At 34.5% G+C, this 22,988-nt stretch carries 19 protein-coding genes, 1 tRNA gene and 1 pseudogene; 7 read left to right on the forward strand and 14 right to left on the reverse strand.

Annotation, left to right across the window (positions count from 1 at the left end; translation table 11 throughout):
* Positions 1-8: 8 nt before the first annotated feature.
* From RLT85_RS07980 to RLT85_RS08005, 6 genes are all read left to right on the forward strand, one after another.
* Positions 9-96: transfer RNA gene (locus RLT85_RS07980), tRNA-Ser, on the forward strand.
* 69 nt (positions 97-165) lie between these two features.
* Positions 166-960: a MotA/TolQ/ExbB proton channel family protein gene (locus RLT85_RS07985; RefSeq protein ID WP_311401502.1), complete on the forward strand. Its 795-nt coding sequence runs from the start codon at positions 166-168 to the stop codon at positions 958-960.
* A gap of 29 nt (positions 961-989) precedes the next feature.
* Positions 990-1,397 carry a hypothetical protein gene (locus RLT85_RS07990; RefSeq protein WP_311401503.1) on the forward strand — a complete coding sequence of 136 codons (408 nt, stop codon included), beginning with the start codon at positions 990-992 and terminating at the stop codon, positions 1,395-1,397.
* A 10-nt stretch (positions 1,398-1,407) separates the two neighbouring features.
* Positions 1,408-2,010, forward strand: coding sequence for an ExbD/TolR family protein (locus RLT85_RS07995; protein WP_311401504.1), 603 nt, complete (start codon positions 1,408-1,410; stop codon positions 2,008-2,010).
* Positions 2,011-2,030: 20 nt separating this feature from the next.
* On the forward strand, positions 2,031-2,513 hold the full coding sequence (locus RLT85_RS08000; protein ID WP_311401505.1) for an ExbD/TolR family protein: 483 nt from the start codon (positions 2,031-2,033) through the stop codon (positions 2,511-2,513).
* 224 nt (positions 2,514-2,737) lie between these two features.
* Positions 2,738-3,436: a porin family protein gene (locus tag RLT85_RS08005; RefSeq protein WP_311401506.1), complete on the forward strand. Its 699-nt coding sequence runs from the start codon at positions 2,738-2,740 to the stop codon at positions 3,434-3,436.
* On the opposite strand, the gene RLT85_RS08010 is transcribed toward RLT85_RS08005, so the two are convergent.
* From RLT85_RS08010 to RLT85_RS08020, 3 genes are all read right to left on the reverse strand, one after another.
* On the reverse strand, positions 3,433-4,032 hold the full coding sequence (locus tag RLT85_RS08010) for a hypothetical protein (RefSeq protein WP_311401507.1): 600 nt from the start codon (positions 4,030-4,032) through the stop codon (positions 3,433-3,435). The genes RLT85_RS08005 and RLT85_RS08010 overlap by 4 nt on opposite strands.
* Positions 4,033-4,039: 7 nt before the next feature.
* Complete coding sequence (gene rpoN, locus RLT85_RS08015) at positions 4,040-5,497, reverse strand: RNA polymerase factor sigma-54 (protein WP_311401508.1); 1,458 nt, start codon at positions 5,495-5,497, stop codon at positions 4,040-4,042.
* Positions 5,498-5,599: 102 nt separating this feature from the next.
* A complete protein-coding gene (locus RLT85_RS08020) occupies positions 5,600-6,454 on the reverse strand; it encodes an RluA family pseudouridine synthase (protein WP_311401509.1) in 855 nt (284 codons plus the stop codon).
* 190 nt (positions 6,455-6,644) lie between these two features.
* On the opposite strand from RLT85_RS08020, the gene RLT85_RS08025 reads away from it, so the two are divergent.
* Positions 6,645-6,827: a hypothetical protein gene (locus RLT85_RS08025; RefSeq protein WP_311401510.1), complete on the forward strand. Its 183-nt coding sequence runs from the start codon at positions 6,645-6,647 to the stop codon at positions 6,825-6,827.
* Positions 6,828-7,494: 667 nt separating this feature from the next.
* Here the strand turns inward: RLT85_RS08025 and RLT85_RS08030 are convergent.
* From RLT85_RS08030 to RLT85_RS08080, 11 genes and pseudogenes are all read right to left on the reverse strand, one after another.
* Positions 7,495-7,917 carry a type II toxin-antitoxin system VapC family toxin gene (locus RLT85_RS08030; RefSeq protein WP_311401511.1) on the reverse strand — a complete coding sequence of 141 codons (423 nt, stop codon included), beginning with the start codon at positions 7,915-7,917 and terminating at the stop codon, positions 7,495-7,497.
* The gene (locus tag RLT85_RS08035; RefSeq protein WP_311401512.1) at positions 7,917-8,168 is read right to left on the reverse strand and encodes a DUF6364 family protein; all 252 of its coding nucleotides are present in this window, start codon (positions 8,166-8,168) and stop codon (positions 7,917-7,919) included. Before RLT85_RS08035 ends, RLT85_RS08030 begins: the two co-directional genes overlap by 1 nt.
* A 271-nt stretch (positions 8,169-8,439) precedes the next feature.
* Positions 8,440-9,882, reverse strand: a complete 1,443-nt coding sequence (gene asnS / locus RLT85_RS08040; protein WP_311401513.1) for an asparagine--tRNA ligase — start codon at positions 9,880-9,882, stop codon at positions 8,440-8,442.
* A 79-nt stretch (positions 9,883-9,961) separates the two neighbouring features.
* The gene (locus tag RLT85_RS08045) at positions 9,962-10,621 is read right to left on the reverse strand and encodes a hypothetical protein (protein ID WP_311401514.1); all 660 of its coding nucleotides are present in this window, start codon (positions 10,619-10,621) and stop codon (positions 9,962-9,964) included.
* Positions 10,600-11,193 (reverse strand): hypothetical protein, encoded by a 594-nt coding sequence (locus tag RLT85_RS08050; RefSeq protein ID WP_308862977.1) that lies wholly within the window; start codon positions 11,191-11,193, stop codon positions 10,600-10,602. Before RLT85_RS08050 ends, RLT85_RS08045 begins: the two co-directional genes overlap by 22 nt.
* Before the next feature lie 715 nt (positions 11,194-11,908).
* Complete coding sequence (locus RLT85_RS08055; protein WP_311401515.1) at positions 11,909-14,311, reverse strand: efflux RND transporter permease subunit; 2,403 nt, start codon at positions 14,309-14,311, stop codon at positions 11,909-11,911.
* A gap of 61 nt (positions 14,312-14,372) precedes the next feature.
* A complete protein-coding gene (locus RLT85_RS08060) occupies positions 14,373-16,760 on the reverse strand; it encodes a DUF5686 family protein (RefSeq protein WP_311401516.1) in 2,388 nt (795 codons plus the stop codon).
* A gap of 137 nt (positions 16,761-16,897) precedes the next feature.
* Positions 16,898-17,452 (reverse strand): ribosome recycling factor, encoded by a 555-nt coding sequence (gene frr / locus RLT85_RS08065; RefSeq protein ID WP_311401517.1) that lies wholly within the window; start codon positions 17,450-17,452, stop codon positions 16,898-16,900.
* A 49-nt stretch (positions 17,453-17,501) separates the two neighbouring features.
* Complete coding sequence (pyrH, locus tag RLT85_RS08070; protein ID WP_308862982.1) at positions 17,502-18,209, reverse strand: UMP kinase; 708 nt, start codon at positions 18,207-18,209, stop codon at positions 17,502-17,504.
* Between the two features lie 134 nt (positions 18,210-18,343).
* On the reverse strand, positions 18,344-22,003 hold the full coding sequence (locus tag RLT85_RS08075; protein WP_311401518.1) for an ABC transporter permease/M1 family aminopeptidase: 3,660 nt from the start codon (positions 22,001-22,003) through the stop codon (positions 18,344-18,346).
* Between the two features lie 10 nt (positions 22,004-22,013).
* Positions 22,014-22,901 (reverse strand): annotated as a pseudogene (locus RLT85_RS08080) (ABC transporter ATP-binding protein).
* Positions 22,902-22,988 lie beyond the last annotated feature (87 nt).

The following is a 22,988-nucleotide window of genomic DNA, read 5'->3' on the forward strand; positions in this document are numbered from 1 at the left end:
CGGTATTTAGAGAGGTGGCCGAGCGGTCGAAGGCGCACGCCTGGAAAGTGTGTATACGTCACAAGCGTATCGAGGGTTCGAATCCCTTCCTCTCTGCTTTTTTTAATGAACGAGAATTTTTATATATTTAAACCTTTAACTAATAATTAATTAAGACAACAAGTAATGAAAAGATTATTTTCTATTCTGGTAATCGCAACAATTATGGTCTTTGGGGGCCTTACTGCAAACGCGACAAATAGTGTAAACACATTGCCAGCCGTAATTTCGACTATTATTCAAGATAACGATGAGGCAGGATCAGCAGCTCAAGGAGAAGAAAGCTTAGGTTTTCATCAAGAGCTTAAAAAGCGTTTTATAGAAGGAGGTGCCGGTTTTATGGGGATTGTACTTTTATGTTTAATTCTTGGTTTAGCTATTGCGATTGAGAGAATTATTTACTTAAACCTTTCTACTACTAATTCTAAAAAATTAGCTCAGGATGTAGAAGATGCTTTAAATAGTGGTGGGGTTGAAGCTGCAAAGGAAGTTTGTAGAAATACAAAAGGACCTGTTGCTTCTATTTATTACCAAGGTTTAGATAGAGCTGACGAAAGTATAGATGCTGCAGAAAAAGCAGTAATCTCTTACGGAGGTGTACAAATGGGACAATTAGAAAAAAATGTTTCTTGGGTATCTCTTTTTATTGCTTTAGCGCCAATGCTTGGGTTTATGGGTACAGTAATCGGGATGATTAAAGCTTTTGATAAAATTGAAGCAGCAGGAGACATGCAGCCTTCTTTAGTAGCAGGAGGTATTAAAATAGCACTTTTAACGACTGTATTTGGTCTTATTGTTGCAATTATTCTTCAAGTTTTCTATAACTACATTATCGCGAAAATCGATAGTATCGTAAATGATATGGAAGACGCTTCTATTACTTTAATAGATATCTTGGTAGATTACAAGAGAAGAAGATAATTGAGTAATTAACCTATAATACAATAATAATGGTATTACATAAAATTTTAAAAATACTAACCCTAATAATTGGTGTAGCTGCATTAGTTATGGGAATATGGCTTTTCGCGACAGATGAACAGTCATTAATACAGCCTATGATGATGCTTGCTTATGCAGTTTTCGCTATAGTCTTGCTTCTTGTAGCAATATTTGTAATTAAGGATTTATTTTCAGGAAATGTAAAAAACACCTTGATTTCGGTTGGAGCATTCATCTTAGTAATTGCGATTGCTTTTTTCCTTTCGGAAGGAACAGCAACAGAGCTTAAAGACGGAGATATGCTAACCGCTACTGAATCTCAATGGATTGGAACTGGATTAAGAACATTCTATATTCTGGCAGCAATTGCAGTAGGAGCTATGATTTTTTCAGGAATTAAAAAACTAATTAAGTAAGAATTTTAATATGGCAAAGAGAAATGCACCAGAAGTAAATGCAGGTTCGATGGCAGATATTGCCTTCTTACTGCTTATCTTCTTCTTGGTGACAACTACTATAGAAACCGATGCTGGTATCAATAGTAAATTGCCACCAATTGAAGACCAACCAGAAGATCCACCACCGCGTAAAGAGAAAAACATCTTTATTGTATTGGTTAACAGTAATGAAGAATTATTGGTAGAGGATGAAAGAATGAATCTAAAAGATCTACGACAAGCTGCAATTGATTTTCTTGATAATGGAGGACAAGATTGTAATTACTGTCAAGGGCGTAAAGATCCAGCATCTTCAGATAATCCTTTAAAAGCGGTTGTCTCTTTACAAAATGATAGAGAAACAGAGTACGGCGCGTATATCGCTGTACAAAACGAATTGGTTGCGGCTTTTAATTTTTTAAGAAACAGAGAAGCTAACCGATTGTTTGGAAAATCTTTTGTAAAGATGGAGCAAGATTTTAACGATTCGGAATACCGAGGAAGTAAGGATAAGCTGGAAGAGGATATTAAGACCATTAGAGCTATGTTTCCTTTAAACCTATCGGAAGCTGAGCCTAAAGAGAGAAAATAAAAGACAAATAAAAATTCATTATGTCTAAATTTAGAAAGAAAAAAAGCGGAGACTTGCCAGCAATATCAACGGCTTCATTGCCAGATATTGTATTTATGTTACTATTCTTCTTTATGGTGGCAACCACGATGAGAGATACCACCTTAATGGTAAAGAATGAGCTGCCATTTGCAGATCAGATCGAGAAACTAGAGAAGAAAGATTTGGTAATGTACGTTTACGCAGGTCAGCCTAGCGAACGCTACCAGAGACAATTTGGTAAAGAAGCAAGAGTTCAGTTAAATGATAAATTTGCCGATGTTTCAGAAATCGAAGAGTTCATTATAGCGGAAAGAGAATCTAAACGAGAAGAATTACAAAATTTATTGACTACTTCTCTTAAGGTAGATGTTAAGACCAATATGGGACTTGTAGCAGATATTAAATATGAATTGAGAAAAGCAGAAGCGTATAGAGTTAATTATACAACCAAAAAAGGTGACGCATCTCAAAACATGAAATAACAAGTTTGAACTTGTGAATAAAAAACATCCAATTTTTATTGGATGTTTTTTTTTTATATGAGTGTCAATAGAATTAAAAAGTTTTACGTTTTAAATTAAAAGATTACTGGTTCACCTAACGGGTTGAACTCTAATCTTGCTTCTATTATGAAGAAGTGAAGTAGTCTAACATCTATATTAGATACAACTAGTTTTTATATCTTTGTTTTAAGTATATTTCTTCTATGAAAAATGTCCTCTTCGTTTGTTTTGCTGTATTCTTTTTTGCGACTAGTTTTTCGCAAGAAATTCAGGCGATAGATACTACTTCTGTTGCCGTAGATAGTTTGTATCGCGAGGACCAATTCTATGCCAGTTTCGGATTTAATTTGTTGCTTAATCGACCAAAAGGAGTAAAACAATCTGGTTTTTCTGGAGGTCTGCATTTCGGTTTTACACGCGACATGCCCATTAATAAACGAAGAAATAAAGCCATAGGTCTTGGCCTAGGATTATCCATTAATTCCTACGGACTCAATCTTAAGATTGATGAAAAAGAAGAAAGTACCTCCTTTAGTGTTATAGAAGATAGTTACGATACGAATAGGTTAACCCACTATCTAATTGAAATGCCTTTAGAATATCGTTGGAGAACTTCTACCGCCTCCGATTATAAGTTTTGGAGGATTTATACAGGATTGCGTTTGGGCTACGTATTTTGGTCCAAAGCAAATTATGTTGCAGGAGACGTAAAGATTCGGGATAAAAACTTGAATGCTTTAGATAATATTCGATACGGACTCACTTTTACCTTTGGATACAATACTTTTAATTTTCACGTCTATTATAGTTTAAATCCTTTCTTTGACGGAACTCTAGACAATTCAGTAGAAGAATTAGGGCTTAACCCTTTGAAAATAGGAATTATGTTTTATATTCTTTAATACCACAGTAAGCTTAGGTAGGGAATAAGGCCTAGTAAAATTCCGTAGATTAATTCTTTTCCAGTATGTGCTTTTAGCTGAAGTCTAGATGCAGCAATCCAACCCGTGAGAAAAATCAAAATCGAAATAAGAAAAATCATATTGGTTTGGTATAAGAAGCTAAGCATCAAAATAAACGCAAAAACTCCCGAAATTCCCATCAAATGCAAACTAGCTTTTACCTTAAAATAGGCTAGAAGCAGCGCAAATACATTGGAGTATAGAATGCATGTAAAGAAAAAGTAAAGTTCGGTTTGGTCGTAACTCTTCAAGATAAAATTATTGACCGTTAGCAAGATGATACAGAAAAACAATAAAGGAATTTTTCTTTCGTGAACTTTCTTGAGGTGAATAGTTTCTATAATTTTTAAGTTCTTCAACAAAAAGAAAAAAACGATAGGAATAAAAATGGTAAGAATCGAAATTGCCAAAATCTTGGCCTGCGCAATAGAATTTGGAGAAAATCTGGGAGTAAAGAAAAAGTAAAATATACTTCCCAATAAGGGCATTAAAATGGGGTGGAAAATGTAAGAAGCCAGTTTGAGAAAGAAACGCATACTCTGTTTAGATTTCTTTTCTAAGTCTGGCTACGGGAATATCTAATTGCTCTCTATACTTGGCTACAGTTCTTCTAGCAATAGGATAGCCTTTTTCTTTTAACACTTTCGCCAACTTATCATCGGTTAATGGTTTCTTCTTATCCTCATCTTCAATAGTCATTTCTAAGATTTTCTTAATCTCTAAAGTAGAAACTTCTTCTCCTTGATCATTTGTCATCGATTCTGAGAAAAATTCTTTAATCAATTTAGTGCCATAAGGCGTATCTACATATTTGCTATTGGCTACCCGGCTTACCGTAGAAACATCCATATTGATTTTTTCAGCAATATCTTTTAAAATCATGGGGTTGAGATCGCGCTCGTCTCCAGTCATAAAATATTCATATTGGTGGTGCATAATGGCATTCATCGTTACAAATAAGGTTTCTTGGCGTTGTCTAATCGCTTCAATAAACCATTTGGCAGAGTCTAATTTCTGTTTAATAAACATCACAGCATCTTTCTGCTTTTTGCTCTTTTCTTTAGATTCTTTATAACCTTTGAGCATATTGTTGTATTCCCTAGAAACATGCATCGTGGGTGCATTTCTTCCGTTAAGGGTTAATTCCAACTCCCCATCTTTAATTTTAATAGTAAAATCGGGAACCACGTGTTCTACAATTCTAGTATTGGTAGAATAAGAACCTCCGGGTTTGGGATTAAGGTGCGAAATTTCTTCAATTACGGCTCTCAATTGATCTTCAGAAATACTAAATTTAGAAATCAATTTTTGATAATGCCTCTTGCTAAACTGCTCAAAAGCATTTTCAATGATATCAATAGATAATTCTATTAACGGAGTAGCTTCTCTTCTCTTTAACTGAATTAACAAACATTCTCGCAGCGAACGAGCTCCAACTCCTGCAGGATCTAGCTCGTGCACCAATTTAAAAACTTTTTCTACTGTTTCTTCGTCGGTGTAAATATTTTGAGTAAACGCAAGATCATCTACAATATCGCTGGTTTCTCTGCGTATATAGCCGCTTTCATCTACGCTACCCACAAGAAATTCGGCTATTTTTTTCTCCTCTTCATCCAATCTAAAGGTTTGTAATTGTGTTTTTAAATGCTGAGAAAATGAAATACCAGATGCATAAGGAATCGTTTTTTCATCATCATCTTTGCTATAATTATTTGCTTGCGTTCTATAACTTGGGATTTCATCATCACTTAAATACTCATCGACATCAATTTCAGATTCGGTTTCAATAATTTCCGAATCACTTTCCATCTCCTCATTTTTAAACTCATCTTCATACTCATCTGTAGACTCTTTCCCGCTATCTAAGGCGGGATTGTCTTCCAATTCTTGCTTTACACGTTGCTCAAAAGCTTGCGTAGGAAGTTGTATCAGTTTCATTAACTGAATCTGCTGCGGAGATAACTTTTGTGAAAGTTTAAAATTTAATTGCTGCTTAAGCATAGACCTATTATTATACTTACAAAAGTAACTAAAAAGGCATTAGATTTGCTGCCAAAATTTTGTTAAGCTTCTGGCAAAATTTATTTTTGGCACGATAAATATTTAAAATTTTAAAAAACGTTTCGGAAGTTTAGATTCCAGAGCGTGAATATCAGCAGTTATGGGATGCGTGAATAGCAACTTATAAGCGGTTAAGTGAATTGCCTTCTGAAGAAAAAATTTGGCACCATAAGTTTGATCTCCGATGATGGGAAAACCGTGCATCGACAAGTGTTTTCTTAGCTGATGCGTTCTTCCCGTGAGCGGATTTAATTCTACCAAACTAAAATCATTCCCATCTTTTTGATAGAATTGAATAGCTTTCGCAATGGTTTCTGAAGCTTTTCCGTCCAGTTCATCCTTCATCACTTGTTCTTCATTACTGAATTTTCCTTCTACAATGGCCAAATAAGTTTTGTTGATTTCTTTGCGTTCAAAAGCTAATGATAATTGCGCTTGCGCGGATTTTGTCTTAGCAATAAGCAACAATCCGCTAGTAGGATTATCTAATCGGTGAACCGGAAGCGGATAAGCCAATGCATCTTTTTCTGCGGAAGCGAAAAGATTAAACGGAAGTGCATTTTCTATGGTTTTAAAATAATTACCATTGGTTGGATAGCCTGAAGGTTTATCGATGACTGCCAAAAAATCGTCTTCAAAAACTACGGGAAACGATAGCTGAAAGATTTTTTTAGGTTTTACTGTCTCTTCCAATAACTCTAATATTTGCCCTTGTTGAATCCAATCTGCCGTAGAGGCAATTTTTCCGTTTAAAAGAATGCGTTCTTTGTTTAAGGCTTTTTTCACGGCACTTCTAGAGTTGAGCAACTCAAAAACTTGGGAAGCGTATTCTTGAAGCCTCAATTTTTCATAAATTGCAGGGACAATGTGCTTCTCTATTATTGTATGTTGACTCATTTTTAAAAATCTTTATAAAAAAAAGGATCTAGTTTAGTAGTGCGTTGATAATATTTTGCTTTGTCATTCAGAACGTAGCTTGCGGAGTGAAGAATCTTTATTCTAAAAGAAGAGATTCCTCCTACGTCGGAATGACAGCTCCTTGCAAATGTAATAGCTTTATTAAATTACAGTCTAAAAAATCTATTTTATGCGAATAACATTTTTAGTGTTTTTACTTTCGTTTGCAGGTGTAGCGCAAAGTTTTGAATCTACCATTAAATCAGAAAAAACCTTGAACGCCTTACCTTATGTGAATGTAAGTATTTTAAAGTTATTTTTACCCACTAAGACTTTAGACCGCTGCACTATTAGATCTAAGGTAATTGACTAAATTGATAATAGATTACAATCTGTAATTTAAAATTGAAAATAACTCATATTCATTATATTCAAGCAATCCTTTAGAAGTAAAGCTGATACCAAATTAATAATTTAATGTACATTAAAATAATTCATTTCCCGTCCTATGTCCTTACTTATAATTTCCATAGTTGTGGCTATGCAAACCAGTCTTAGTAGCGCATAGAACAAAAAAGAATTTTCGTTTTCTGTACGACATTACAATATTAAATTGGTATAAAATGACGTCATTTTCTCTAAACGTAACAAAAGTGGATGTACCGTAATTTTGTGTTAATGTCAAGACTTCTCTTTATACATCGAGTATTCTAAGCTTAAGTAGAACTTAATGAGCAAGAGACCCTGAAATAAATTCAGGGTGACAGTTATTATTGGCTGAAAGGGATAGTAATTTTATTTTAACATCTTTGTCAACTGTCATGCTGAACTTGTTTCAGCATCTCTTCTTAGGGAACTCGAAAACCTCTCTTGGATAAACTATCGTGGTCACAATTGGCAACATCGCTCTAAGAAACACCGAGTAACGAAGGCAATTTTGGGTAATGAGAAAAAGTTATATCTTACTCTGGTTGTAAAAATTGATGTGAGGTATGAGAAGTAATCCATTAAAAAGAACTAACAATAAATTATATAAGGCCTTAAATACTAATTTTTCCTTTTAAATAAGTTTCTGGTGTCAATACCGCAAGATTACTTTTCTTATAATCTTTTATATTTCTGGTCAAAATAATGTTTATCTGGTCATTTTGAACGGCAGAGTAATTTTGTAATGCATCTTCAAAATCTTTAAATTCTGAATTAAGAGCATCCAAAACAACATTCTTATTCATATCGACTATTTCGATGATAGTTAAAAGCTGTTTAATTTTTTCTATAATCAATTGGTGAGTTGCCGTTCTTCGTAATAAATAATAGACATTACAGACTATAACTGGTGTGGTAAATCCGTTTATAGTTTTTTCTTCACAGCGATTTAAAATTTCAGTAGCAAATTCTGCAAAAGGTTCACGGTCAAAGAAGAAGTCTAATATGACATCAGTATCAATTAAAACAGTATCCATTATAAATACTTTTCTTCTAATCTGTTTCTAATTTCTTTTTTATAATCTATATTTTTTGGCATTTTAAAAGAACCTTTTAAAGACTTTACAACAGGATTTAATTTTCTTGATTTTTTGGTTTGTTCTTCTTTAGTTAATATTTTTAGGTAGTTTTCTATGATATCCGATAAACTTCTGTTTTTATCTTTAGCATATTTTTTAGCCCTCTCAATAGTTTCTTGCTCTATGGTTAAAGTGAGTTTTCTATTCATCTTTAATAACTTAAAGGATTGATAATGTAAAGATAAGGATATTTTAATACACGTGCTATTTTTTATTTATTTACACGTCTTTAGGAATTGATAGCACTTGCAACTAAAATGAATATATCAATGTTAAGTTCATCACACTTAAAAAAAATCAGTTACTAGAAGTAACTCAACAAATAAAAAAAGCCCAATTAAACATGTGGTTAATGGGGCTTTTTTTATAATAATAGATTCCTCAGGAGTCGGAATTGAAATACTGCAACGCAATTCTGTTCTAGAAATCAGCGTTTTGCGGACTTCTAGGGTAAGGAATCACATCTCTAATGTTCCCCATTCCTGTGGCGAATAAAACCAAGCGTTCAAAACCTAAGCCAAATCCGCTATGGACGCAAGTTCCAAACTTACGGGTGTCTAAATACCACCATAATTCTTCCTCATCGATGTCTAGCTCTTTCATTTTGGCTTGCAGTACGTCTAAACGCTCTTCACGTTGAGAACCTCCTACCATTTCTCCAATGCCTGGGAAAAGTACATCCATGGCTCTTACCGTTTTCCCATCTTCGTTTAAGCGCATGTAAAAGGCTTTGATATTGGCGGGGTAATCAAATAAAATTACCGGACATTTAAAATGTTTTTCAACCAAAAAGCGTTCGTGTTCACTCTGCAAATCTGCTCCCCATTCTTCAATCACATAATTGAATTTTTTCTTTTTGTTGGGCTTAGAGTTTCTTAGAATATCAATGGCTTCGGTATAACTTACGCGCTTAAAGTTATTCTGAGTAATAAACTTCAATTTATCACGCAATGCCATAGGGGCACGATCTGCTTCGGGTTTGCTCTTATCTTCTTGAATTAATCTGTTTTCTAAGAAAGCCAAATCATCATCACAATGTTCTAAAATGTATTCTAAAACGTATTTGATAAAGTCTTCGGCAAGATCCATATTTCCGTCAAGGTCACAAAAAGCAACCTCTGGTTCAATCATCCAAAATTCGGCTAAATGACGCGAAGTGTTGGAGTTTTCGGCTCTAAATGTAGGTCCGAAGGTATATACTTGTCCTAATCCAAGCGCGTATGTTTCGGCCTCTAGCTGTCCGCTTACGGTAAGATTTGTTTCTTTTCCGAAGAAATCATCTTTATAATTAACGCTTCCATCTTCATTTTTAGCCACCTTGTTCAAGTCCATATTGGTGACCTTAAACATTTCTCCGGCTCCCTCTGCATCACTTCCCGTAATAATAGGCGTGTTAACGTAGTTAAACCCGTTTTTCTGAAAGTATTCATGCACGGCAAAAGAGAGTTTAGAACGCACTCGCATAATGGCGCTAAAGGTATTGGTACGCACGCGCAAATGAGCTTGCTCTCTTAACTTCTCTAAAGAATGACGTTTGGGAGATAGAATGGTTTTTTTTACCTCTTCTGGATCTGCAGTACCAAGAATTTCAATTTTTTGGACTTCAATCTCTACTTTTTGACCCTGACCTTCACTTTCTTTAAGCGTACCTCTAACAGCGATGGCGGCGCCAATATTAATTTGTTTTAGTACTTCTTCTGGCGTGTTTTCAAAATCTACAACACATTGTATATTGTTAATCGTAGAGCCGTCATTTAATGAGATAAAGCGATTGCTTCTAAAGGCGCGAACCCAGCCTTTTACAAAAACTTCTTGTAAAACGGGATCTGTTTTTAATACATCTACAATTTTGGTATGTTTCATCTTCATTTAATTTGAGCGACAAATATAATTTTTAGCCCTAAGCTTAGCAAGAAGTTAGGGGTAAAAGAAGTGCTACGTGCTAATTTATTCGATAACTGATTGAAAAATGAGCGAAACGTATAAAATCTTGAAAAATAACGCTGGATTCAACGTCTTTACGGTTTTCAAAATTTGGCGTGTTAGAATGGTAAGTGACTATGTCTTTAAAGAAAATGGAAACCATCCAATCTTCGTCTAGTAAAAAATTAAAACCAGCGTCTAGATAGGTTTTTAAGTAATTGCTCGTTTGGGTATCAAGAGTTTCTATTGCTGGGTTGACACGATAATGGTTATAATTAACACCTATTTCACTTTTAAGGTAAAATTGAGGTGTAATTTTTAAGAAGTAGTATTGTAGTTGTGCCCCGATTTTATAATTGAGCGAAGTGTTATTTTTATCTATTTCTTTTACTTCAAAAGAATCGTAACCAATGCCTAGTTGCCCGCCAATGAATAACCGATTGGCAATAGCATAATTTACTTGCGGAATAAACTCTAGGCGTAAACTATTATTTATTTCTTGATAATCAATATTATTGTTGTTGATTCTTGCCAATTCTCGGTTATAAAAAGATAATCCTGCTTTTGCTTCTACCCAAACTTCTCCTTTTTCTAAAGATTGGTTTTGAGCTGAAATATTATAGCCAGAGAAAAGTACTAAAATAAATATATTAAGATTTAAAAAATGGTTTCCTCCCATACATCTGGAATGTTTTTTAAGTTTTCTAAATCCATGGATATAAATATATAGTCTATATTTTCTTCTTTATAAAGATGTTTTGCTAAATTAATATATTTATCTTGTAAACCATCCATTTTTGTAGTGTAAAGAATTATAGTGGTTGTTTTATTTTTAGGAAAATCATAGATTTCTTGTGATTCAATACTTTTTAAAACCATTCCTTTATAAGTCTTTTCATTAGAAAGAAAATTTTCAATATCAGAATTATCTATTGCAGTAAAATTATCACAAGTATTTAATGGAACTTCATTACCATTTTCATCTTTTACCAATATTTTATCAATTGAAGTAGATTGTTTATTTTTTGTAAAAGAAATTAATGATGCTTCCATATTGTTTATAAAATCTGGGCTTGAAGCTTTTGATACATAATAGAACTTTGACTTTTTTACTTTTTGTGTATCAGAAACTTTATTTAAATATGCTCCTGAGGGTAAAAGTTCTTCAGAAGCATTGTTTTTTGTTTCAAAACTAATTTTAATGCAAGAGGTCACCAACATAAAGATAGTTATATAAAAAATCCTTTTCATCCAATTATATTTCAATATTTATATCACAAATTAAGTTTCCATTTTCATCAATTCTAGTAGGATAAGAACCTTCTATAAACATTACTTTTCCATGTTGGGTATTTTTAGTTACTATAAAATTTTCAAGATCATTAGAAGAATGGTAATCGGAGTTGGTTATTTCTGAAGGAAAATGTAATCTTAAAGTATTTTCGTTTATTAATTCAGGTGTAAATTCTACCTCACCAGTACTTTCATTGTAGTTGGTAACAATTTCTGGATTTTGTATTTCATCGATTGCTAAAACAATTGAAAAGCAAAAACCAAACCCAAAGCTACATTCGAGGCTACCAAATTTTGGTACTTTTAAGAATGCAATTTTAATAATTGGCCACTTCTTAGAAGAGGCTTCATTTGCATTAAAAGAAGATTCATTCGGAATAGCTTCATCTAAATTCTCTGTTTTAATTATAGTAGCGGTATTGTCATATGAATTGGTTTTATCATAATCATTGTCTGAACTACAGGAATTTAATATAGATAGAACTAAAAAGAGTATCGTTAGCTTTAAAGGGTTAAAGTTTTGAAGTTTTTACAATGAAGTTTATTTATATAAGTTGACTTCTAAGCTATACAAAAAAAATTATTTAACAAAATCATATGATATTAATAATTTATTTACATAAATTCTAATCTTTACTTTTTTGTTTATTAAGTGGTTAAGGGTAAAATGGATTTATTTGTCGATTGATTCCTCCTCTTCCTCTTCAGCAATAATATCTAAATGAGGCTTTTTAAAAGTTTCTTTGTTAGAAACGCTTTTTTCTAATGAAAGCAACAGCGAAGGCAACAGCAATAAGTTAGATAACATCGCAAAAAGCAAAGTTGCAGAAACTAATCCGCCAAGGGCAACTGTACCTCCAAAACTACTAATCATAAATACCGAGAATCCAAAAAACAAAACTATAGAGGTGTAAAACATACTTACCGTTGTTTCTCGTAAAGCGGGATATACCGATTTTTTGATTTTCCAATTATGGTATTTTAACTCTTGCCTATATTTTGCTAAGAAGTGAATGGTGTCATCTACTGAAATTCCAAAGGCAATACTAAATACCAAAATGGTAGATGGTTTTATGGGAATACCCAAGAAGCCCATCATTCCCGCGGTAATGATAAGCGGAAGTAAGTTGGGGATGAGAGAAATGATTATCATTTTGAATGATCTAAACATCCACGCCATAAAAATAGCAATGAGTAAAATAGCTAATGACAAAGAAAGCACTAAGTTTTGCACTAAATAGGTAGTTCCTTTTTGAAATACTAAAGCTTTTCCTGTCATAGTAACATCATAACGCTCCTGCGGAAATAACTTATTGATTTGCGGCCATAAGTTATCTTCTATACGTTCCATCTCTTCGGTGCCAATATCTTTCATAAAGACTGTCATACGTGCATATTGCCCTGTTGAATCTACATACGCATTCAGTTGATTGTTTTTACCGTCTGACATTCCTTTTAAATAAGGGAAAATAAAGTTTTTTTCTTGAGAGGTAGGAAGTTGGTAGTATTTTGGATTTCCGTTATAGTAAGCTTGTTTACTATATTTTACTAAATCTACTACCGATAAGGGTTTAGAAAGTTCGGGAACATCTGCCAATAAATTTTCAAGATCTCTCATCCGCTTTAGCGTAGAAAGTTTTAAAACTCCTTCTTCTCTTTTGGTATCGATTAAAATCTCTAAGGGCATAATGCCATCAAATTCATCTTCAAAAAATTCTATATCTTTAAAGAAAGCCGCTTCTTTGGGCATATCTTCTAGCAAACTACCCGAGACTTTAATGGTGTAAATCCCAATAATGCTGGTAATTAAAACCAATAAGGCTACAATATAAATCGTAATTCTTCTTTGTCTTACCGTTTGCTCTATCCAATTTACAAAACCTTCTAGCCAAGTTCTTCCTAAGTGTTTTAAATGGCGTTCTTTTGGCGGCGCTAAATAGCTATAAATAATGGGGATGAGGAGAATACTGAGTATAAAAAGAGCTACAATATTTATAGAAGCTACAATACCAAATTCTTTAAGTAAGGTACTTTCAGTAATAATGAAGGTGGCAAAACCAGAGGCGGTGGTAATGTTAGTCATTAAAGTGGCGTTCCCAATTTTGGTAATTACTCGTTGTAATGATTTGGCCTGATTCCCGTGTTTTTTAATTTCCTGTTGGTATTTATTGATGAGGAAAATACAGTTGGGGATTCCTATCACAATAATGAGCGGCGGAATAATGGCAGTTAATACCGTAATTTCATAATGCAGTAAGCCTAAAAATCCGAAGGCCCACATTACACCAATAATTACCGTAACCATAGAGATCAACGTCGCTCTAAACGATCTAAAGAAGAAGAAGAAAATAAGCGAAGTCACAAATAAGGCTCCCAAGACAAACCACTGGATCTCATCGATAATATTTTGAGAGTTAAGTGTTCTAATATATGGCATTCCCGAGACGTGCAAATCGATGTCGTTAGCGAGTTCAAACTCATCTAACAAGGGCTGTAATTGCTCCATTACAAAGATTTTTCGTTCTTTGGAATTCACAATTTCTCTGTCTAAATAAACGGCAGTTTGAACGGTATTGCTCTTCTTACTATAGACTAAACCTTCATAAAAAGGTAGTTTTTCAAAGATCTCTTCTCTATATTCTTCGGCTTGAATCGCATTGATTTTTTCTTCTTTAATGAGCGGAACCAACTCAAAGCGGTTGGGGTTTTCAAACTTCTGAAGCTTTTTTAAATTTTGAATGCCAATGGAATATTCTACTTGAGGAAATGTTTCTAGTTTTTTACCAAGTTCGTTCCAAGCATTTAATTTCTTCGGAATAAAAAGGTCTTTATCGTTGGTGGCGATGACAATAAGATTTCCTTCTTCGCCAAACCTATCTAGGAATTTTTGGTATTCTTGATTTACTTCGTGGTCATCTGGAAGCAGGTTTGCTTCCGTAAAGGAAAAACGCATATTCTGCCACTGGAAACCTAAGAAAATGGTAAAAGCTAAAATTAGCCCCAAGATGATTATCCTATTTCTAAGAATAATTCTTGCAATGGTATTCCAAAAACCGAAACTAAACATCTTTGACATGACTCCCAATTAGGCTCACAAAGGTATAAAATGCTATAAAATAAACACTTGAATTTCTTAATTAAAGCTGAAAATAAAACGTAAACTTTAAAGCAATGTTTTCATCAATTTCGGGGAGGTGGTAGGCGCCATAACGATAAGCGAAACTTAATCCGAAGCCAAAAAGGATTTTATTGAGTTCTACTGCGGCTTCATTATACCCGTGCTCTAAAGTGTTGAAGGTAATGTTTTGATGCTGGTCTTGGTTAGAGATATCTCCAATCGCATGCCTTGTAATAAAAACTAGCTCTGGTTTTATTCTTTTAGAAATTTCAAACGGACGTAGACGGTGTTTAATTTGTAAAGTCGCTAAGCGGTCACTAAAAAATTCACTAAAATACATGGTTTCGAAAGTTCTTCTTCCTGCCACCGAAAATCGCGGAATAATCCCATCTTTATTGGGATTGTTGGGATACGTATGAAACGTATGGGTAAGCGGTAATTCGCCAAAAGCATAGTCTCCTTCCAAAATAATTTCAGTGTTATTTTGTGTAATTCTATTGATGGTATAATTCAATTTTGCACCTACTTTGGTGTAATTAAAATCACCGTCTAACATTCCTGGAATTGCTTGCACCACTTGAAGTGAAAATTTGGGATAGCCCACATTTACTTCAATAGATTTTTCTGGAGCTTCTAAATAATCACTGTAAGGACTCCAACGAAAACTAGCGGTTAATTCAGTGATATCGTAGGAAGAGTAGAGTCTGTCTTCTCTAAGGTAGCGGTAACTTCCGGTTTGGTCTACGGCAATTTTTGAAACCTGAAATTCACTTAATAATTCGGGGAAAAAGTTATGCTGAATGCTGGATTCAAAAGAACGGTATTTGTAATAAAAATTAATGTTTACGAGTCTGGGTTCAAATAAAGAATACACTCGGGCATCAGACAAATAATGAAAACTTCCTACCTCTTGAATATCCTTGGTGTAACTGAAATTAAACCAGGTATTTGTTTTTTTATTTAAGGACAAGCCGAAACCCGCATTGTATTTAATTTCCCTGTCTTTAAAACCATAAACCCCGTATCCTTGAAATCTAACTGTTTTAGAAAATTTATCGTTAGTAACACCTCCAGCTCCTAATCTTAAGCCTTCGTAATCATTGTATTTAAAGAGAGTTCTTAAATCTAGATTAAAAAAACCTATGGGGAAGTAGCCAATATTGAAGTTTTGCAACACATCAATCTTACGATTAATGTTTTGATTTTTAACAATGCTATCTATCTTTTTAAAGGTCTTTTCATCTCTTTCCGTAAAGGGAATACTTCTATTTTCTTTCCAAAAAGAAATAGGTTGAGTAGTGGCATTTGGAGCCAAAATGATGGAACTTGCTTTGTCTAAGCTTTCGTTCACTTGTTCAAAAGCGATGTCTTTGTTGATGGAAGTGGAGTTTAAGAAAAGCTTATTGTTCGCCTCGGCTTCTTCAGGAAGACTCCCTAAAGAAATATTACCGCCAAAGATGGAAACTTTTTTACCTCCTTTTCCCGGAAGAATCGTTACATCTTGTCTTTTTGGAAACCAAATATCTTCTTTTGGGTAATACGTGAAATGCTGCTCTGCGCTAATTTCTACTTCTCCTTTTAGCTGTCCCACCGCCTTTTGCAAACCATAATTAAGCGTGTCTATATAAAGCACTCCCTCTAATCCTGCCACTTTTTTTTCTCGCTTTGGCTGAAAGTAGATCACATAAGCAGGTCTATCGCTGGTGGTGGTATCTAATACTTTGTAAGTATAATTATTAAAAGGTTTTTTAGATAAAGGGCCTGCATAATCATTTCCAAAAACGGTATATTTTTCTTTGTACCACGTATTGGATTGTACTTTTAGAGAAAGCAATTCATAAACGGGTTCTTTAAATCCCGCCGTTCTGGTAGCAACGATCTTTTGTTTTACGCCATCTTCTTTTATTAATTTAAAATCACTTATTTGCTCGCTCAAATAGGCTCTCCCATCTTCTATAATAGTTTTAACTTCTCTATTGGTAGTGTCTAGATCAATATTTAATAAGCTTTTTTGATCATCAATAATAAGCTTGTTGTAGGTTCTAAAAGAATAGGAACTAAATTTTAAATCTGGATCGTTGTATTTCTTTTGCTCAATCGTCTTTTTTATAATTCTATTGGCTAGAAGTCCAGTAGATTTTAAATAAACTCCGTCTAGTTTTTGAATATCTTTCTGAAGTCCTACAAGATAAAAATCGTTGATTCCAATTTTTATTTTTTTACTGATGGATCCAATATATTCAATTTTTAAGTAGCTATCGTTTTCATCTACTTCCAACTGAAATGTGCCATCAATATCAGTAAGCTGACTTTCTTTATCTGAATTTACAATAGAAACGTTCGCGTAGGGAATAGGGTTTTGACTTCCTTGGTCTACTACTACTCCTCTAATTGTTCTTTGTGCCAATAAGAAGCTTGGAAGGCATAAAAAAATTATGATGCACCAATAAAATTTAGCCATTTATAGAAGTATTAACACTGCAATTAAACCAAAAAAAGCGACATATATGCCGCTCTTAGGTAAATTTTATGCTTTAAAATGCATTAGACTTTCATAATTTCTTTCTCTTTACTAACGAAAATTTCATCTATTCGTTTAATATAGGTGTCTGTTAAAGTTTGGATCTCGTTTTCAGCTCCTTTCTGTAAATCTTCAGAAATATCTAATTTTTTAAGTTCGGTATTGGCATTTTTACGATCATTACGAACCCCTACTTTAGAGTCTTCTGCTTCTGCTTTGGCTTGTTTTGCCAATTCTTTACGACGCTCCTCGGTTAATGGTGGTACGTTAATTATTACGCTTTCCCCGTTGTTCATAGGATTAAAACCAAGATTCGCATTCATAATTCCTCTCTCAATTTCTTGAATTAATGATTTTTCAAAAGGTTGAATGGAAATTGTTCTGGCATCTGGAGTATTGATATTTCCTACTTGATTAAGCGGAGTTTTAGAACCATAATAATCTACTAAAACCGTACTTACCATAGAAGCAGTCGCTTTTCCAGCACGAATTTTTAGCAATTGCTTTTGTAAGTGAGCGATGGCATTTTCCATTGCTTCTTCGGTTCCGTCTATGATAAAATTAATTTCTTCGTTCATCTTTGTTATATTTTAAATCACGCTCAATTATACGTAAAAATAATGGAGTTTATAAATTTACTTTGGTTCCTATTTTTTCTCCAGAAACTACTTTTAAAAGGTTTCCAGGTTTGTTCATATCAAAAACAATAATAGGTAATTCATTTTCTTGGCTTAGCGTAAAAGCGGTAGTATCCATAACTTTTAGGCCTTTTCTTAACACATCGTCAAAAGTGATGAAATCAAATTTAGTCGCTTCGCGATTCTTTTCAGGATCAGAAGTGTAAATTCCATCCACACGAGTTCCTTTTAAGATCACATCGGCTTCAATTTCTATCGCTCTTAGTACAGCGGCAGAATCTGTTGTAAAATAAGGATTTCCTGTTCCTCCACCAAAGATAACCACTCTTCCTTTGTCTAAATGACGCATCGCTTTTCTGCGGATAAAAGGTTCGGCTACTTCATTGATTTTCACAGCAGATTGTAATCTAGTTTCGATGCCTGCATCTTCGCAAGCACTTTGTAAGGCTAAGCCGTTGATAACGGTTGCTAGCATTCCCATATGATCTCCTTGCACGCGATCCATTCCTTTGCTAGCACCAGCAACACCTCTAAAGATATTTCCGCCACCAATAACGATAGCGACTTCGATGCCTTTATCAATAACTGTTTTAATTTCGTGGGCATACTCTGCTAAGCGGTCGGGATCTATACCATATTGGCGAGATCCCATCAATGCTTCTCCAGAAAGTTTTAAAAGTATTCTTTTGTATTGCATGGTTGTGTGTGATAAAGTTGTGCAAATATAGCGATAAATGTATTTTGTAAAAGAATTGTAGATAAAAAACCTTTTAATGTCTGCGTAATGATTTTTTATAGGTTTAAAAAGCTACTTTTCAATTCTTTAATGGATTATTTTACCAGTACTGTATTGTCATCAGAGTTTCTGTCAATGAGTTTGTGGTAGGGATCAATGCCAACTTCTGTAGGTTTCTTAGAAACTTCGATTTTCCATTCATTTTCAATCTTTTCTATGAGATGCTTTTCTAGATAAAGAACTTTCTCTTCCCCGTCTTCATTTGTAGTGAAAATACCCACTTCTACATAATCTTTCAAAGGCAGAGATTGCACTTCTGTATTCTCCTCATTTGGGATATGGATTTCTTCCGTAAGGCTACAATTTTCATAATCTATGTAATTGGAGTCTCCATAATCTAACGATTCATATTTGGAAACTTGCGCGCGTATGGTAACTTGGTAGTTGCCGTTTTCTAAAGATGTTACCTTATAATCCAACATTTTATTGTCATATAGTCTAATGTACTCAATCATATCGGTAACCATATACTGCAAAGAATCTGGCATATTGGTTTTAAGATGATTGGCAAATTCTAATGAAGTGGTGTAGGGAGCTTCTTGGAAAGCGACTTTATTTAGATAATCAGACAAAATAGCATTAAACTTTTCTTCGCCAACATAATCGCTAATAGCGTAAAGCACCAGAGAACCTTTGTTGTAATGAATGTAGGGTTTGTTGCGATTGTATAGTAAAGAATGTTCTTGTTGGTTCTCATAACGTCTGCCAGAGAGGTACTTGTCTAGAGCTTCTTTTAAGAAACGTCTCATTTGTAATTCTCCGTAGCGTTTTTCCAATACTTTTAAAGAAGAATATTCTGCTACACTTTCACTCATTAAAGTCGAGCCTTGTGCATTGGCGCCAATAACTTGATGCGCCCACCACTGGTGAGCAACTTCATGGGCGGTTACCGCAAAAGGATAATCTACGCCTTCACCTTCCTCCTCTTCTCTTACATCGGCAATAAAGCCAATCCCTTCAGAAAACGGAACCGTATTCGCAAAAGCTTGTGCAAAAGTGCCGATGGTGGAAGGAAATTCTATAATGCGCAACTGTCTAAACTGGTAGTCGCTATAATATTTCTGGTAGTAAGTTAATCCGCTTTTTGCACCTTCTAGCATGCGGTCGAGATTGTAAGTATGCCTAGGATAATAAAAGATTTGCAGTTTAATCCCGTCGTGCATTTCTTCCTTAACGGAATAATGCGCAGACATAATATTGTAAAAGTTGAGCATTTTGTCTTCCATCTTATAGGTAAAAAACTTGCGGTCTCCTTCTTGCCACTCTTTTACCAAGTAACCTGGCGCGATGGCAATTTGATCTTCGCTGGTGCTTATCGTTGCTTCAAAATCTATCCAATCGGCTTCATTACTGAGGTAAGTGTTTTTAAGTGCTTCGGGATCATGCGGAGAAAGAAAATTTTCCTTATAACCCAAATCATTTTTCTCCCGAATTTCATCACTGCTTAATTCATAGCTTTTATCGTAACCAAAACTGGGCAAAAAGCCATTATTAATAAATGTACCATTGTGTTTTACTGGGGAGTGGTCATAAAACCAAGTATTAGGCAAATTTTTCATACTAAAATTTAATTTCATACTTTCGCCAGGCAATAAAGATTCGGTAAGCTGGAGTACATCAAAATCATAAATTTCATTGCTTACACTTAAGCTCGTCGCTTTGCTGAAGCGATATTGGGTTACCTGTTTACTTTTCCGCAGAAAAATAGAATCTATAGGTTTATCGGTTTTATTTTCTAAAGTGAATTCTGCTTTTAAACGATAGTCTCTGGAATTTGGATAGAGCTGCATATTTATTTTCGTCGCCGTGATGCGAGGATGCTCCATGGTTTTGTAATGTCTAAACTCTTTCTCATAATTTGCTCTGGCTAACTCTGACTCTTTTCCTAAAAGCTGCTCATTTGCAATATTGTTGATGTAATAGATGTAGCTGCCCAAAATCACAAAAAGTACTAAACATAGCCCAACTACCAACTTATAGCCATTACTGAATCGTTTTCTGGCAATAAGTCGGCGTTCTTTAAAACCTATTGTAGAGCCTCGATGATAATACAAAATGCCAGCGATAAACATACAAATACCTAAAAAGAGCCAATACAGTTTATAGATGTAATATAGAGGTAGGCTGTGGCCGAAGCCATCCATATCTGAATAAGAGATACTGCTAATTTCATTAAAATTAAAAATTTGTTGCTGAATCCCGAACATAGGAAAAAAGCTTAGCAGAATTAAGAGACCAAGCAACACTATAAAACCAACGATATAGTTTTTAAGGAGACTATGAACAAAAAAGGCTAAAAGTGCAAGAATGATGTAGTTTATGAATTCTACAAAATAATAGCTAAATAGGTAAAGTCCCAATTCATAATCATAAAATCCTTTATAGGTTTGAAAAAGTAGACTTACCATGATAGTGGCTGCAAGTACTACTACAATCATTTTGAGAATGGCTAGAAACTTGGCCCCAATAAGCATCCAAGTGGGTTGTGGGGTGGTATCTATTAGTTCATTCATTTTAGAGATTTGAGCACGATGAATGAGCATTCCCGAAAATAAAAAGATAAGCACAATCATAAAAAGCCCTATGCCTGCTTTTCCCATTGCAATCATCATGCGCGTAACGGGTAAGGTTTTGGTGCCTTGTATTTGATTGCCCATTGCAAACATGAGAATTAGCATAAGAATAGCAGCGCATATAATGGAAATGAAGGCCCAGTTTTTAAGTATAAATTGCAAATGAAAATTGGAATAGCGCCACAGGTTTTTAACGTATTGCTTTTTGCTAAAATTAAATTGCACTTTGAGAACTTGGCGTATGTGATAGCCGCCAAAATTTCGTTTTACATCGCGCTTTTTATTTTTGGACAGGAAAGAAAAACTAATTCCGTTTTGTTGAAAAGCGAAGCTGTGAAAAATACCTAAGAAAATAATAAAGCTCACAGCCAACCAAATAAGTCGGTTGTAGAGTAGGTGACCTTGATAAGGGATGAGGTTGGTGTTTTGTTCGGCCACGGTCCAGTATTCGGTTTCATAGCGAATTGCAGCTCCGCTCATAGGATCTAATAAAGCTGCAATGTTTTTGGTATCTAAGTCGCTTAAATAGTTTCCCGCTAATCCTTGTAAAATAATGAGAATTAGGACAACAACGAAACCTACAAAAATATTTCTAGAGAAGGTAACCACGCCAAATACAATCACCCCAAAAAATAAGAGGTTGGGAATAATGAGGAGTAAAAACGGTTGAAGAAAATTTATTAATTTAAAATCTATCAACAAATCTGTGTTGACGCCAGGCAAGAAAGTTCCTATAATTAATCCCACAAGACTACAAAGAACCACTAAAACCGAAATAAAAAAACTGCTGGAAAATTTAACTAATAAATACTGACTTTTAGTAAACGGATAGGAAAAAAGCACCTGATACATATCGGTTTTATAGTCCTTGTATATGGAACTTCCAATAATAGAGGGTAGTAAGAAATAGGTGAGAAAATTGAATCCGCTTAGTAGATTACTAATCCCTAGAGAAGAATTGATCTTTCTTATGCCTGTAACTGTTACCGTATTGGCATCAAAAACTCCTAATGCGCCTGCCATGGTAATGGTAGACAAAACCAGCATGAGCGCCATATAGATATAAAATAATGGCTTTTTGAGCCAGTACTGAAACTCGAACCTAAAAATCTTTAAAAACATAGACTGTATATTAAACCGAGATAATAGTGTCCTTTTTTAATTCTGTAAAGTAAACATCGTGCAAGTCTGGTTGAGTTGCAGAAAAGTTTTCGCCAGGATTGTCTGGAGAAAATACCCGAACAGTAAGGCTGTTGTCTTGATTAAAACTAGAAGAAATCACTTGATGCTTGAGCGATAATTGCTCTTCTCCTTCGCGGTTAGTGACGCAAGTCCATATTTTGCCTTCTAGCTGTTTTACCGCTAATGTGGGCGACATTTGGTTGAGTAATTTGCCACCGTTTAAAATGGCCATATCGGTACATAATTCTTTTACATCGTCTACAATGTGCGTAGAAAGAATCACAATATTATCTGTTCCTATCTCGCGCAATACATTTAGAAACCGGTGCCGTTCTGCGGGGTCTAAGCCTGCGGTAGGTTCATCTACAATAATCAATTTAGGATTGTTGAGCAAAAGCTGAGCGATGCCAAAACGCTGCTTCATTCCGCCAGAATAACCTGCAACGTGCTTGTCTTTAACTTCGGTGAGGTTGGTGACTTCTTAGGCATAATCGACTATTTTTTTACGTTCGTTGGCTTTAAAGACGCCTTTTAAATCGGCTAAATAATGCAAAAGTTTTTCTGCGCTCATTTTGGGGTAGACTCCAAATTGTTGAGGTAGGTAGCCTAACTGCCTACGCAAACTCATTTTATCTTTACGAATGTTGATGTCGTTTAAAAATAACTCTCCACTATCGGGTTGTTGTAGGGTGGCAATGGTACGCATTAAGGTAGATTTACCAGCGCCATTGGGTCCTAAAAGCCCAAACATTCCCGAATTGATTTGTATAGAAACTTCATCTAAGGCTTTTGCACCATTTGGATAGCTTTTAGAAACCCGGTCTAAATTAAGTTGAATCATGAAGATATTTAATCTAAAGAATTCCCCGAGGCTTGCCTCGGGTTGTAGTACAGGAAAAGTTTGAAAAACGGATGGTTTTTCAAT

The sequence above is a fragment of the Mesonia ostreae genome (assembly GCF_031845265.1).
GTDB classification, from domain to species: Bacteria; Bacteroidota; Bacteroidia; order Flavobacteriales; family Flavobacteriaceae; genus Mesonia; species Mesonia ostreae.

Excerpts from the sequence above, each read along its gene's own strand:
- RLT85_RS08005 (WP_311401506.1), top strand. The coding sequence starts at position 2,738 with ATGAAAAATGTCCTCTTCGTTTGTTTTGCTGTATTCTTTTTTGCGACT.
- pyrH (WP_308862982.1), bottom strand. The coding sequence starts at position 18,209 with ATGCAATACAAAAGAATACTTTTAAAACTTTCTGGAGAAGCATTGATG.
- asnS (WP_311401513.1), bottom strand. The coding sequence starts at position 9,882 with ATGAAACATACCAAAATTGTAGATGTATTAAAAACAGATCCCGTTTTA.
- RLT85_RS08010 (WP_311401507.1), bottom strand. The coding sequence starts at position 4,032 with ATGCGTTTCTTTCTCAAACTGGCTTCTTACATTTTCCACCCCATTTTA.
- RLT85_RS08075 (WP_311401518.1), bottom strand. The coding sequence starts at position 22,003 with ATGTTTTTAAAGATTTTTAGGTTCGAGTTTCAGTACTGGCTCAAAAAG.
- RLT85_RS07990 (WP_311401503.1), top strand. The coding sequence starts at position 990 with ATGGTATTACATAAAATTTTAAAAATACTAACCCTAATAATTGGTGTA.
- RLT85_RS08045 (WP_311401514.1), bottom strand. The coding sequence starts at position 10,621 with ATGGGAGGAAACCATTTTTTAAATCTTAATATATTTATTTTAGTACTT.
- RLT85_RS08055 (WP_311401515.1), bottom strand. The coding sequence starts at position 14,311 with ATGTCAAAGATGTTTAGTTTCGGTTTTTGGAATACCATTGCAAGAATT.
- RLT85_RS07985 (WP_311401502.1), top strand. The coding sequence starts at position 166 with ATGAAAAGATTATTTTCTATTCTGGTAATCGCAACAATTATGGTCTTT.
- frr (WP_311401517.1), bottom strand. The coding sequence starts at position 17,452 with ATGAACGAAGAAATTAATTTTATCATAGACGGAACCGAAGAAGCAATG.
- RLT85_RS08035 (WP_311401512.1), bottom strand. The coding sequence starts at position 8,168 with ATGAATAGAAAACTCACTTTAACCATAGAGCAAGAAACTATTGAGAGG.
- RLT85_RS08020 (WP_311401509.1), bottom strand. The coding sequence starts at position 6,454 with ATGAGTCAACATACAATAATAGAGAAGCACATTGTCCCTGCAATTTAT.
- rpoN (WP_311401508.1), bottom strand. The coding sequence starts at position 5,497 with ATGCTTAAGCAGCAATTAAATTTTAAACTTTCACAAAAGTTATCTCCG.
- RLT85_RS07995 (WP_311401504.1), top strand. The coding sequence starts at position 1,408 with ATGGCAAAGAGAAATGCACCAGAAGTAAATGCAGGTTCGATGGCAGAT.
- RLT85_RS08050 (WP_308862977.1), bottom strand. The coding sequence starts at position 11,193 with ATGAAAAGGATTTTTTATATAACTATCTTTATGTTGGTGACCTCTTGC.
- RLT85_RS08025 (WP_311401510.1), top strand. The coding sequence starts at position 6,645 with ATGCGAATAACATTTTTAGTGTTTTTACTTTCGTTTGCAGGTGTAGCG.
- RLT85_RS08030 (WP_311401511.1), bottom strand. The coding sequence starts at position 7,917 with ATGGATACTGTTTTAATTGATACTGATGTCATATTAGACTTCTTCTTT.
- RLT85_RS08000 (WP_311401505.1), top strand. The coding sequence starts at position 2,031 with ATGTCTAAATTTAGAAAGAAAAAAAGCGGAGACTTGCCAGCAATATCA.